The organism is Bradyrhizobium sp. WU425 (assembly GCF_021052305.1).
GTDB lineage: Bacteria > Pseudomonadota > Alphaproteobacteria > Rhizobiales > Xanthobacteraceae > Bradyrhizobium > Bradyrhizobium canariense_D.
The window spans coordinates 898,462-910,777 of record NZ_CP088089.1; the positions used below are offsets into that span (position 1 = coordinate 898,462).

At 61.6% G+C, this 12,316-nt stretch carries 10 protein-coding genes; 7 read left to right on the top strand and 3 right to left on the bottom strand.

Annotated elements, in window-relative coordinates; translation table 11 throughout:
- Window positions 1-4 precede the first annotated feature (4 nt).
- The 6 genes from BcanWU425_RS04255 (at window position 5) to BcanWU425_RS04280 (ending at window position 7,732) form a co-directional block, all read left to right on the top strand.
- On the top strand, window positions 5-1,771 hold the full coding sequence (locus tag BcanWU425_RS04255) for a GMC family oxidoreductase (RefSeq protein WP_231189988.1): 1,767 nt from the start codon (window positions 5-7) through the stop codon (window positions 1,769-1,771).
- 13 nt (window positions 1,772-1,784) lie between these two features.
- Complete coding sequence (locus tag BcanWU425_RS04260; protein ID WP_231189991.1) at window positions 1,785-3,032, top strand: c-type cytochrome; 1,248 nt, start codon at window positions 1,785-1,787, stop codon at window positions 3,030-3,032.
- A 27-nt stretch (window positions 3,033-3,059) separates the two neighbouring features.
- Window positions 3,060-3,284 (top strand): hypothetical protein, encoded by a 225-nt coding sequence (locus BcanWU425_RS04265; protein ID WP_204512631.1) that lies wholly within the window; start codon window positions 3,060-3,062, stop codon window positions 3,282-3,284.
- Window positions 3,285-4,269: 985 nt separating this feature from the next.
- Window positions 4,270-5,262, top strand: a complete 993-nt coding sequence (locus BcanWU425_RS04270; RefSeq protein WP_231189994.1) for a L,D-transpeptidase family protein — start codon at window positions 4,270-4,272, stop codon at window positions 5,260-5,262.
- A 163-nt stretch (window positions 5,263-5,425) separates the two neighbouring features.
- On the top strand, window positions 5,426-5,818 hold the full coding sequence (locus BcanWU425_RS04275) for a hypothetical protein (protein ID WP_231189997.1): 393 nt from the start codon (window positions 5,426-5,428) through the stop codon (window positions 5,816-5,818).
- A gap of 258 nt (window positions 5,819-6,076) precedes the next feature.
- The gene (locus tag BcanWU425_RS04280) at window positions 6,077-7,732 is read left to right on the top strand and encodes a peptidoglycan-binding domain-containing protein (protein ID WP_231190000.1); all 1,656 of its coding nucleotides are present in this window, start codon (window positions 6,077-6,079) and stop codon (window positions 7,730-7,732) included.
- A 426-nt stretch (window positions 7,733-8,158) separates the two neighbouring features.
- On the opposite strand, the gene BcanWU425_RS04285 is transcribed toward BcanWU425_RS04280, so the two are convergent.
- A complete protein-coding gene (locus BcanWU425_RS04285) occupies window positions 8,159-8,356 on the bottom strand; it encodes a hypothetical protein (RefSeq protein ID WP_204512627.1) in 198 nt (65 codons plus the stop codon).
- An 885-nt stretch (window positions 8,357-9,241) separates the two neighbouring features.
- On the opposite strand from BcanWU425_RS04285, the gene BcanWU425_RS04290 reads away from it, so the two are divergent.
- Entirely contained in the window at window positions 9,242-9,805 is a 564-nt protein-coding gene (locus tag BcanWU425_RS04290) for a DUF488 domain-containing protein (RefSeq protein ID WP_231190003.1), read from the top strand.
- A gap of 338 nt (window positions 9,806-10,143) precedes the next feature.
- On the opposite strand, the gene cax is transcribed toward BcanWU425_RS04290, so the two are convergent.
- Window positions 10,144-11,202, bottom strand: a complete 1,059-nt coding sequence (gene cax / locus BcanWU425_RS04295) for a calcium/proton exchanger (RefSeq protein WP_231190006.1) — start codon at window positions 11,200-11,202, stop codon at window positions 10,144-10,146.
- Window positions 11,203-11,249: 47 nt separating this feature from the next.
- A complete protein-coding gene (locus BcanWU425_RS04300) occupies window positions 11,250-12,293 on the bottom strand; it encodes an AI-2E family transporter (protein ID WP_231190009.1) in 1,044 nt (347 codons plus the stop codon).
- Window positions 12,294-12,316 lie beyond the last annotated feature (23 nt).

The following is a 12,316-nucleotide window of genomic DNA, read 5'->3' on the forward strand; positions in this document are numbered from 1 at the left end:
CAAGATGGCTACCAAGCTCCCTCCCGTGGATGCGCTCCTCGTTGGGTTCGGCTGGACCGGCGCGCTGCTCGGCCAGGAACTGAGTGATGCCGGGCTGAACGTCTTGGCACTTGAGCGCGGTGGCTGGCGGGATACAACGACCGACTTTGCCACAACGTTCATTCAAGACGAGCTCCGCTATTACTATCGCCATGCACTCTTCCAAGAGCCTGCGCGTGAGACGCTGAGCTTCCGAAACTCGAGGAGCGAGACCGCTCTACCAATGCGCCAACTCGGCTCCTTTCTCCCAGGGACGGGCGTGGGTGGGGCGGGAATTCATTGGAATGGACAGAACTGGCGTTTCCTGCCGAGCGATTTCCTCGCCCGGAGCCACAACACGGATCGCTACGGCGCGGCAGCAATACCACAGGACATGACTATCCAGGATTGGGGCGTCACGTATGACGACCTGGAGCCGTACTTCGACAAATGGGAGTACCTCTGCGGCATCTCGGGCAAAGCCGGAAACATCAAAGGTCAAATCCAGCCCGGCGGAAACCCGTTCGAAGGCCCGCGGACCAGAGAGTATCCCAATCCTCCCATGGAGATGACGTACGGCCCGACACTCTTCGCGCAGGCCGCGAATGACATCGGCCTAAAGCCGTTCCCGGCTCCCTCCGCCAACATGTCTCGCGCTTATACCAATCCACTCGGGGTGCAACTCGGCCCATGCACCTATTGCGGGTTCTGCGAGAAGTTCGGCTGCGGGAATTACTCCAAGGCAAGCCCGCAAACGACGATTCTGCCGGTTCTGCTTCGCAAGAAGAACTTTGCGCTCAAGACGGAGTGCGAGGTCATCAAGATCAACCTCGACAGCGACAGGAAACGGGCGGTCAGCGTCACATATGTCGATACCCAAGGTGAAGAGTACGAGCAGCCAGCTGATCTGATCGTTCTCAGCGCGTTCGTTCTGCACAACGTGCATCTGCTGCTGCTATCGGGGATCGGCACACCGTACGACCCGAGCACTGGAGCAGGTACGCTCGGCAAGAACTACGCCTACCAGATCGTGTCCAGTGTCGACGTATTCTACGATGACAAGATACTGAACCCGTTCATCGGGGCCGGGGCGCTGGGAATGGTCGTTGACGAATTCAACGGAGACAACTTCGATCATTCCAATCTCGGGTTTTTAGGAGGCGGCTATATCGCCTGCTGGAACACGAACGGGCGGCCGATCGAGACCCATTTGGTGCCTGACGGGACGCCGAAATGGGGCGCCAAATGGAAGAGGGCGGTCGTCCGGGACTACCTCAGGTCGATGTCCGTCGCCACGCATGGCGCCGTCATGAGCCATCGAGGAAACTACCTCGATCTCGACCCGACATACCGCGATTTCCTGGGCAGGCCGTTGATGCGGATGACCTTCGACTACACCGACAACGAGCACAGAATGTCGAATTTTCTGACCGGCAAGGCAGAGCAGATCGCCCGGGCCATGAAGCCGCGGGAGATCAGGAGCAATCCCCGTAAGGGACATTACGACATCACGCCATACCAGACGACGCACAACACCGGCGGTGCGATCATGGGTTCGAACCCGCGGGACAGCGTTCTCAACCGCTACCTGCAACATTGGGACGTTTCGAATCTTTTTGTGATGGGGTCGTCCGCTTTCCCGCAGAACCCCGGCTACAATCCGACAGGTACTGTTGCCGCGCTGGCGCTGTGGTCCGCGCAGGCCATCAGAACGCAGTACCTCAAGAATCCCGGCCCGTTGGTTCAGGCGTAAGGAGATCGGGAAGATGTCATCCAGTGCTCTGAAACTCGTATTGCTTGCTTCTTCCTGCGCCTTTGCTTGTTTCGCTTCGCCCGCTCGCTGCGAGCAGTTGTCCTTCGGCCAAGTAGAAAGAGGACGCTATCTGGCCGCGGCCGGAGACTGCGAGGCCTGCCACACGGCACCCGGAGGCAAGCCATTTGCGGGCGGCCGCGCGATTCCGACCCCGTTCGGCACGATCTACTCGGCGAACATCACGCCGGACCGAAAGACCGGGATCGGCACTTGGTCCGATGATCAGTTCTATCGGGCGCTACATCAGGGAATTGCTGCGGATGGAAGCTATCTCTACCCCGCGTTCCCATATCCCTGGTACACCAAGGTGACGCGCGAGGATTCAGATGCGCTCCACGCCTTCTTGAGCTCGCTTGAGCCGGCATCAAAGTCCCTTCCGCCGAACGATCTTATTTGGCCGCTGAATGACCGGTTCGTCATGAGGGGGTGGAACGAGCTGTTCTTCCGGGCAGGAACATTCAAGCCGGACGACCAAAAGTCGCCCGAATGGAATCGCGGAGCATATCTGGTCGAAGGCTTGGGACATTGTGGCGCCTGCCACACGCCCACCAATGTTCTGGGCTCCGCAGAGAAGCAGTCCGCCTTGCGCGGCGGCAAGCTGCAGGATTGGTACGCCCCGAATTTGACGGCCGACGTTCGGTCGGGGTTGGGGCAATGGAGCATCGACGAGATCGTCACGTTTCTCAAGACAGGCCGGAACGACCGAACCGTCGCTTACGGTCCCATGTCGGAGGTGATCACCTTCTCGACCTCGAAGCTGAACGATGACGATCTCAAGGCTATGGCGACTTACCTCAAGGATATTCCAGCAGCTACCGAGGACAACAAGGTTGCTGAGCCAGATCCGAAAGCTATGGCCGCCGGCGGAGCGCTCTATGTCGACAATTGTTCGGGATGCCACCAGGCCGAAGGCCAGGGCGTGCCGGCTATGTTTCCGCGGCTTCAGGGAAGCAGCGCCGTACAGGACCGGGACCCGACCACTATCATCAGGTTGATCCTGAATGGTGCGCACGCGGCGACGACTGATGCCCGGCCGACGCAGGTATCGATGCCGGCCTTCGACTGGAAGCTTTCGGACCAGCAGATTGCAGACCTCGCTACTTACGTCAGGAACGCTTGGGGCAATTCAGCAACTCAAGTAGCCGCATCCCAAGTGGGAGAGTTGCGTCGTTCAACTCCCCAGGAGCTCAGTGGCCGATAGGTATTCTGCTTCCGGAGGAGAAAACCCATGAAGTCCAAGAACTGGTTCGGCGTACTGATCTGCGCCCTCACGCTCGTGCTGGTAGCTCCGGCTTACGCTGGGCGAGACAAATCCAAGGAGACGCCAGGAATGGCCGCATACCACGCTACAAAAGGCGCCTTCAAGCGTGATCGAAAAATCACCCGGCACATCCTTCGGAGCGAGCGGGAAAAACGGGAGCACCATGACCGCCACGCAACTTCCTCTCGTTAGCAGCTTTCAAGGTTCTCCAAACACTCCGGTCTGGCGGTGCCTCCGCAGGTTCATGGCGCTATGTTGACTGCGCTGCGAGACTTACCGGGGGGTCCTCAAGCCGGAAGAATGAAGAAGAAACCGAGTGCTGCGCAAATGATTAGGCTCAACGTAGCGAGATTTGTCCCGCTTACTGGAACTGAGGCGGCGCGGTGGGAAGCTACGCTTGGATCCCAGGACGTAACCGGCCGGGCGGCAGTGGCCGCAATGCAACGCCGATCATGATCGGCGGAGCCGCTCTCCGAGCCGGCCCCATATAGCGGGATTGAGGCGCGGAGCCCGGAGTGCGTAGGAGTCTGAGTTCAATCATCTCTACGCCGGTGCGGCGATGTTCGCCTTGACGCATCTCAAGTGCGAATGGGCCGACCCTCGGTATCTATCGGATCGCGCAACACGGCTACTCTCCTTCTCGAGTCTCGCTTCCTGCTGCATGGCCCTAATTTAGCCGAACGGCACTTGCTCCACTTACGTCAAAAGTTCAACTCAGCATGCTCGGACGCCATCGGGAAAAAGCGGAAACTTTTTGACCTCGGAGGACGTTGATCAACACTAACATCTCCGCTTTGGAGCTTGAGAATGGTCGACGCCGTGGGCGTCCGCACGGCCGTAGAAACGGCTTGGTCGATCTTTTGCGCGACCCACGACGGCGTCGATGCCGCCGACCGCCGCCGGTGCTTGCCCGGGCGACATCTCCAAAGGAGATGCGAAACGCGCAGAGAGGACATGGAGGAGCTCGCGAGCTTCGGACTTGCGTACCTCGCGCGTCTTCCTGAAGGCGAATGCTGAGGCCGCTGATGAGATTGGCGGAGCGACTCGCCGCCCGTACGCGTTTCCAGAATGGACCCTCCTGGCGATGTCCTATCTGATGTCGGGTGCCGTTGTCTGGGTCGTGCGAGCGTTCTTCGTAGAGGCCGGGTAGAAGGCGGGACCAATGAAAGGGCACAGCATGTGGTCTCGGAGAGGATACCCGATCCTGGTGTTGGTCTTGATGCTCGCTGCGAGCCCGGCCTGGAGCGCCGAACTGAGCCCCGAAGCGATCAATTCGGCTGAGCCTTCGAAGAAATCGCTGTCCAGGGACAAGGCGAGGCCCGCCGGTGTCCGATTGCAGGTCCTGCTTGACAGGGCACACTTTTCGCCGGGCGAGATCGACGGCAAGTTCGGACAGAATGCGAGCAAGGCCTTGCGTGGGTACGCTGAAGCCCAGCAACTGCCGAGCGCCGATGAACCGACCGACGATGTCTTGAAGGCGCTGCGCGTTGATAGTCGGCCGATTACTTCCGATTACATGATCACCGAGAAGGAGGTGGCCGGTCCATTCCTCGAGAAGCTTCCATCGACGATGGAGGGCATGAAGGATATTCCGAAACTGAGCTATACCAGCCCCCGCGAGGCGATTGCCGAGAAGTTTCACATGAGCGAGCAGCTTCTGACAGCCCTGAATTCCGGAAAGAAGTTCGAACGCGCGGGCGAAGCCATCGTCGTGGTGGACACGGGCGGCACGGACGGCGAGGCCTCCAAGGCAGACAGGGTCGAGGTGGACAAGACCCGGCAGACCGTCAAGCTCTTCGATAAATCGAACACACTGATCGGCTTCTATCCGGCCACCGTCGGAAGCGAAGAGAAGCCGTCGCCGTCAGGCACGCTGAAGGTGACCGAGGTCAGCCGCAATCCGACCTACCGCTACAATCCGAACTACCACTTCAAGGGCGTGCGCTCCGACAAGCCGTTCACGATCAAGCCTGGCTCCAACGATCCAGTCGGCACCACATGGATCAGCCTGTCGGCGGAAGGATACGGGATCCACGGCACGCCCGAGCCAAGCAAGGTCTCGAACGCGGAATCGCACGGCTGCGTGCGGCTCACGAATTGGGACGCCGAACGTGTGGCGGCGAGTGTTTCGAAAGGCACGCCCGTGGAATTCGTGGCCGGCCGTGAGTGAGGTATGAGGGTTATTCATCTAGATAAATGTCTGTTCATCGGCGTTCTTGTTCTTTGGTTTGACGCCTGCAACCTTCCAAAAGCGCTTTCGTTACAGCTTCATTGAACTCAATTGAGGAGGAGCTTGAGGTGAAGAAAACCTACTTGTTCTGTCAACAGCCGCCGTGCTCGGCGTCAGCGCCGTGGCCGCACCGAGTCGCGCCGAGGCCCGCTGGCGTGGTGGCGGGTTCGGACCCGGCATCGCCGGAGGACTGATCGCCGGCGCAGTGATCGGCGGCATTGCCTCTTCGGCGTACGGCTACGGGCCAGGCTATGGTTATGGCTACGGCTATCCGGCCTATAGATATTACGGAGGCTATACGCCGGCGGCCTGCTATGGGGGATACGATCCCTATCCGTGGGGCGGCTACACCACCGCCTACTACAGCAGCGGGTACGCGCCGGCTTACTACGGGCCTCGCTATCGTCGTGTCATTCGGCCCGCGTTCGCCTATTACGATGGTCCCTATGCGCGCCGCGTCGTCCACCACCATCGCTGGCATCGCCACCACTGGTGATCACGGCTCCTCAAAGCCTTGGCTCGGCTCCGAGCGCACATGCGCCGAGCCGAGCTTCTCGAGGCGCATCGTCCCGCAACGTGCCACTGGTCTTGGGCTACTCCGTGGTTGGATCGCCGGACGTAACCGAGGTGCAAGGAGATCCAAGGAACGATTGCATCTCCTCCCGGTTGCCCGCGACGGACACCCGCGTCGAAAGGGCGTCGGTTGTGTCCTGTTTCATCTGAGAACATACGCACGATCGAGGAGGAGTTTTTGATGTTGAAGAGAGTGAAGAGTAGGTTGCTGGTCACGACGGCGGTACTGCTTGCGAGCGTGGGCTTCGCGTCTGCGCAAGGCGTGGGCGGTGGCGCGGGCAGCGCCGGCGGCGCGGCGACCGAAAAGGGAATGTCGGCGGGCGGTCATTCCGGCGGCGGGATGGGCAGCGGCGCATCCAGCCGCGAAGGTACTTCCCACAACGACGGAGTATCGCAGGGCCGCGGGTCCGAATCTCGCGACAGCGGCCGAGCCGAAGGACCATCCGCGCCAGGCGGCGAGTCCAGCCGGGCGCAACGCGATGAATCCGGCACGCAGGAGCGTGGCCACGCCGGAGGTCAGCGCGACAGCAGCAAGGATCCGACGGCGGGCCAAGGGCGAGAGTCTGAGCGTGACAATGCGCGCCACTCGCAGGACTCCAGCAAGGAGCAGCGCGACAGCAACAAGGAGCGCGCGCAGCAGCACGGCCAGAAGGACAAGGATCAGGCGGCCGGTCAGAACAAGTCCGAGCGCGACAACACGCAGCGGACGGAGGACCGCTCGCAGGACAAGGGCAAGGCCGACGCAAAGGCGGCCAACAAGGCTGACAACAAGTCCAGCCCGCAGAGCGGATCCGGCCAGAGCGCGCAGGAGCGGGATCCGAACTCCGGCACCAACCAGAACGCCGCCCAGGGCCACACCAACACGCTGGGTCAGACCCAGAGCCAGACCACTGCCAACAGCCAGATCCAGACCGAGAGCGGCAAGACCGTGTCGGCGCAGCAGCGCACGACACTGCAGCAATCGGTTCTGCAGGCCAGCAACGCTCCGCGCGTTAACGCGAGCTCGATCAACTTCCAGGTTCGTGCCGGCATCGCGGTCCCGCCGAGCGTGACCATCGCGTCTGTCTCGACTTATCCGGCGCTGATCGACGTCTTCCCCGCCTATCGCGACGATAGCTTTTTCGTCGTGGAGGACGAAGTCGTGATCGTTGACCGTGATCGCCGCATCGTTGACGTAGTCCAGGTCGGTCCGCGGGCGCGCTTCGCCGGCGCCGGTCACGGCGGCGGCGGCGCGAGCAGCGGCGGCAGCACGATGGCGGTGGTCGATCTTCCGCCGGACGACATCCGCGTCATCCAGCGCGTGTTGATCGAGCGCGGTATCCTGCATGGTGAAGCCGACGGCATCTGGGGTCCGGAAACCCGTGAGGCAATCACGGTGTATCAGCGTCAGCAGGGTATCGCGGTGACCGGCAGCATCGACATGCGCACTGTGTCGTCGCTCGGCGTCTCCGGCCGGCTGAGCCAGCAGGCGAGCCAGAGCATCCAGTCGCAGTCGTCGACCGGGGCTCAGACCTCGACCGGCACCCAGACTCTGACGGGCACTCAGACCTCGACAGGTCAGGGCCAGAGCGGCACCGGTACCGCTCAGGGCCAGACCAGCCAGCCGTCGAACCAGCAGAACGCGACCGGTCAGACGCCGAGCCAGAACTCGGGTCAGGCGCAGAACCAGCCGTCTTCGACGACGGGGCAGAGCTCACCCAGTCCGTCGGGTACGACGGGTCAGTCGCCATCGCAAAGCGGAAGCTCGTCGACGGCCAACCAGCCGAGCGCAAACCAGCCGAGCGCGAACGAGAGCAGCTCTCCTGGTTCGTCGGGCTCAGGTACGAGCAAGAAGTGATCGCCTGGAGCAGGGCCAATGAGGGGTCCCGCTTCGGCGGGGCTCCTTTTTGTTTGCCGCCACTAGCGCGGCGCAATGTCGTTTTTCGGGGCCTTTGCATTTGAGTGTGACGGCCCCCAGGAAATACAGGCACGTCGAACTCATGAGGCTGCACGTTTGGCCTGCGGCATGGTGCCGGGAACGATCGGCAATCCGCGTACCTCGCTCCCAGCATTGCCTCGAGCCTTGGGAGTGAAGCCTATCGCGTCAATAGATTAACCGCCCGGGCTGAAGGGCCCCGAGCCCTTTTGGGCCGGCTATATTAGGATGTCGCTCGCAAGCCGAGAGCCCTCGCGGCAGCGTTCCCGACGTTGAAGCCTATTGTGCGGCCGAATTGTCGCTGCGTCTGCGACGATGCTCGACGGGCCGGTCGGATGTGAAAGCGGACTACTTAGGTGGCGGCTCGGGAGGAGCTGGCCTCGCCTGATCCGATGCTCCCGTCTGTGATGCAAGCTCGAGGCCGATTTCGAGCTCCATAATGATGTCCTGCAGCAGCCGCGTCGCCAGGGGATCGGTGGTGCCGGCCCGCATCTCCCGGAGGCGGGTCAGCTCTTCAACTGTCTTCTGTTTTTTCTCGAAGGTCATGCAAGTAGCTCCGAGTCCTTCTACGTCGATGCCGGATTTCGGTTGCACCGGCCCTGAAAAATCGAAGTGCGGTTCGGGCTAGGCGTCGATCGCACGTCATCGTTCCCATGTGCGTGGTCAGCAGCTTGATAAACCGAGTTCCTGGTCCGCTCTTCACCTCGCTTGAGCAGCGACGCCGTCGGCCGGGACGCAGACCAGGGTCCGATCCTCCTTGGCGGGCACGTCGACCTTGACCGGCACGGAGCGACCGCTGGAAAGACGCATTTGAAGCCATCGGTGACGAGTTCGTCGACGATGAGCCCGATGGACGCTGCCTGCGAGGTTCGCGCCGAGCGCAGCCTGGCGAAAAAAGCGATGGCGACCAGCCATAGGGTAAGAACTACCTGAGCCAGATCGGGAGATCCGATCGCCTGTTCAGCAAGCGATGCACAATCGCTTGCATAGCTGGCAACGGACTGGGCGGGGACCCGGGTTCCCCTACGCTTCGTTCTCCAGACATCGTCCGGAGCGCGGCGGTAGACGTGGATGCTATTCGCGGGATCGTCGGCTCTCGATTCCCGTGGACCCGGGGATCATGTACGCCTATCCGGTGGCCCCAGCGTGGCCGCGCTCTTCTGGCAATCACGGGCTTGGCGTTCCCGGGCGAACCAATGAAGCCGACCGTCGAGTCGCTGCGACGGCACTGAAGGATTCCGGAGAGCCTTGAATCCTGATCGGCGCATTGGACCCATCATGCCGCCGCAAAGTTCCAATTCTCGGTTCATCAGCCTCCTCTCGAAGGAGGGATCGGCCGCTGCTGACATTCCGCTCGAATCCGACGCCGAGGCGCTGGCGTGCGGCGGATCAAGCCCCAAATTGGATTCTAGGTGGAGAGGAAGATTCGGAATGGCACACCCCTTCTACACTATCGGTCACGGCACGCGGCCGCTCGATGAATTCGTCGGCCTGCTGCGAAGCGTCGAGGTGACTCTGCTTGGCGATGTGCGCACGATGCCGCGTTCCAGCACTAACCCGCAGTACAACCGGGAGCTACTCCCGGATTCCCTGCGGCCGCATGGCATACAATATGAGCACATGGCCCCGCTCGGGGGGCTGCGCAGTCGCGTGCGCGAGGTAGCGCCGGAGGTGAACGCGTTTTGGACGAACAAGAGTCTTCACAACTATGCCGACTATGCCATGAGCGAGCGCTTCCGTGGCGCGCTTGATCATTTGCGCCGGCTGGGCGCAACCCAGCGCTGCGCCATAATGTGCGCCGAAACGGTGTGGTGGCGGTGCCACCGGCGGATCATCACCGACTACCTGCTCGCCGCCGGTGAGCAGGTGTTTCATATCCTCTCAGCGGCAAAGATCGAACGAGCGATCATTACCGAGGCGGCTCGGCCGCAGGATACCCGCCTTTTGGTGTACCCGGCCGACCCGCCGGCGCACCCGGACCTGTTCGCCGACTAACTTCCAAGGAGGCGTTTCGCCGCCAGAGATCTGCCAGCTTGCCCGCTCAATGACCGCGGATGGCGCGATGGTGATATCCTCACCCGATGAGACCACGACGGGACGGACTGTCTCGACCATGTCGAGACGGAAGGACCGCCAGCGTCGATTCGCCGGCGACCGCGCAACTTCGGGTCAGCCAGGCAGCGCAGGGCTCCCGAGCGCTTCGGTCTGCGGCGCCTCCGAGCAGCGCACAACGGTGAAGGCGTGCAAGGCACCGCGCGTCCGGGCTCGGTTTGAGGTCCGATCCCCTCCTCCTTCTCTCCTTCTCCTCTCCCTCTCGGCGTCAGCAGGGGCGGTCACCCTGGACCAATGAAGAAGAAACCGAGCCCGAATAGCAAATACACGCCCACCAGAAGCAGGCCCTCGAACCAGGTGGTCTCGCCGTCGCGTGCGATCGCGTTCACGATGAATGCCGTGCTCGCGATTGCAAACAGATAGAGCGGATTGCCGAACACCAGGCTCATGGGCTTTGCCATGAACGCCGAGATAAGGACCAACAGCGGCGCGACCACCAGCACGAGTTGGATGGCGGATCCAACGCAGATGTTCAACGCGGCCGTCATGTTATCGCGGTGAGCGAACCAACTCGCCGCGAAGATGTCGGCGCTTGTCCCGACGAGGGCCAGTACGATCACGCCAAGGAAAGTCGGCGAGATGCTGAGCGCTGTGGCCGTCTGGGTCAGCACGTCAGAGAGGATTTCGGCTTCGATCGCGATTATCGCGGTGCAGCCAACTATGATGCCGATCGATAATGCCAGACCCCACGCAGGATCGCCCTCAGCTTCTTCGTCGGCGAAGGCGTCTCGATGAGTGATCAGTGTGTAGGCGATGTTTCCTGCATAGAGCAGAAGCAAGACTAACGATGCACCTAGGCTCAGCTCCTCATCGGTAAGTCCGATGTTGTGCAAGTGATCCTGCCGACCCGTATAGTCGAACACCGCCGGCAAAAGCAGTGCGATAACTGATAGAATCAGCAACGTCGAAAGCAGCCCGGCCTTGGCTGGGTTAAATGTCTGCCGCTGCCGCGACAGGCCGCCTATCAGGATCGCAATCCCCAAGCCAAAAAGGCTCGTGCCGATGATCGAGCCGGTGATCTGGGCCTGAACGACGGCCGTTTCGCCGCTCGCAAGTATGAATAGAGCCAACACCAGTTCCGCGACGCTGCCGAACGTAACCATGATCAGGCCGCCGATGGTAGGTCCTGCGTGCCGCGCGAGCTGCTCCGTCCCGCGTCGGATCCACTCCGCCAGAACAGCAATCGCCGCGGCGCTGGTCACAAACCGCAGCGCCGGCGGCGCGGCCATGTAGGCAGTGCCGAGTGAGAGTGGGATCACAGCCATCAGCAGGAGGAGCACCCTCGATGGCCCGCCAGCGCAGTTCCTGGTGTGTATCTTCCCCCGCACTAGAAATGGTCCCGCGCTTGATGACGAGAAGTGGCTTGCGTTTGCCCTGAACCAGCGTGCGCAGTTCTCTCCTTTGGAGCCATTGTCTCCAGCGCGGCATAGATCATGACGCTGATAGGCGCGGCGAAAATTACGCCCGCCATCCCGAAAAAGCTGCTTACGGCCAAGATGCTGAACAAGATCATAGCCGGCGGAACGGCGATGAGCCGCCGTTGGATGATCGGGAGCAGCACGTTTCCCTCGATTTGCTGAATGGCAATGTAGGCCAGCAGGGTCCAAAGCAGCGTGGACCAACCCTGCGCGGTCGCGACGAGCAGCGCAGGCACCGCGGCAATGAAGGGGCCGACGTACGGGATGAATTCGGCAAGCGCGGCGATGACACCCAGAGCGAGCGGAGATGGCAGGCCGATAAGCCAGACTGCCGCTGTCGTGAGCACTCCCACGAGTACCATCTGGATGGCCTGCCCGATACTCCAGAGCTGTAGTGAGTGGACGACGTGCTTGGCTGCCGCTTCTAGCGGGCTTGCCCATCTGCGAGGAAGCAGCTTGCGGACTTCCTTTCGATATACCCCTGGCTGAGCCGCCATGTACGCGCCCATTGCGATCATGACCACCAAGGACGCGAAGACGCTGCTGCTCACGCTGGCGATGTTGCCGGCCCAACTTGTGAGCGAGAGCTGGCTGGCATCCACGTGCTGCAGGAGCGAGACCCCCCACGCGGAATTCTGCAAGGCGTCGGCGATTGTTTTGGCTGCGATATCCGCGCGCTTCAGCACGTCTTCCATCTCGCTCGATAGCGTGGTGCCGAACATATAGGCGGTGGCACCGAGCGATCCGAACAGAAGAAGCACGGCAAGCCCAACTGAACCGGCTCTCGGGATTCGGCACCAGCGCAGCGGCCGGGACAGAAGGTCCAGGACGACGGAGAGGAGCGTCGCGCCAAGGGCCACCAGCAGCACCGACCGGAGATACCAGAGCAGGAACGGAACGGTCGCGATCGTCACCGCGATCGCGACGCGTTTGGTGAACTCGCCCGAGTCCATTCAGTATGTTCCTTGAGCAGGCC

Excerpts from the sequence above, each read along its gene's own strand:
- BcanWU425_RS04280 (WP_231190000.1), top strand. The coding sequence starts at position 6,077 with ATGTTGAAGAGAGTGAAGAGTAGGTTGCTGGTCACGACGGCGGTACTG.
- BcanWU425_RS04260 (WP_231189991.1), top strand. The coding sequence starts at position 1,785 with ATGTCATCCAGTGCTCTGAAACTCGTATTGCTTGCTTCTTCCTGCGCC.
- BcanWU425_RS04255 (WP_231189988.1), top strand. The coding sequence starts at position 5 with ATGGCTACCAAGCTCCCTCCCGTGGATGCGCTCCTCGTTGGGTTCGGC.
- BcanWU425_RS04300 (WP_231190009.1), bottom strand. The coding sequence starts at position 12,293 with ATGGACTCGGGCGAGTTCACCAAACGCGTCGCGATCGCGGTGACGATC.
- BcanWU425_RS04270 (WP_231189994.1), top strand. The coding sequence starts at position 4,270 with ATGTGGTCTCGGAGAGGATACCCGATCCTGGTGTTGGTCTTGATGCTC.
- BcanWU425_RS04285 (WP_204512627.1), bottom strand. The coding sequence starts at position 8,356 with ATGACCTTCGAGAAAAAACAGAAGACAGTTGAAGAGCTGACCCGCCTC.
- BcanWU425_RS04265 (WP_204512631.1), top strand. The coding sequence starts at position 3,060 with ATGAAGTCCAAGAACTGGTTCGGCGTACTGATCTGCGCCCTCACGCTC.
- BcanWU425_RS04290 (WP_231190003.1), top strand. The coding sequence starts at position 9,242 with ATGGCACACCCCTTCTACACTATCGGTCACGGCACGCGGCCGCTCGAT.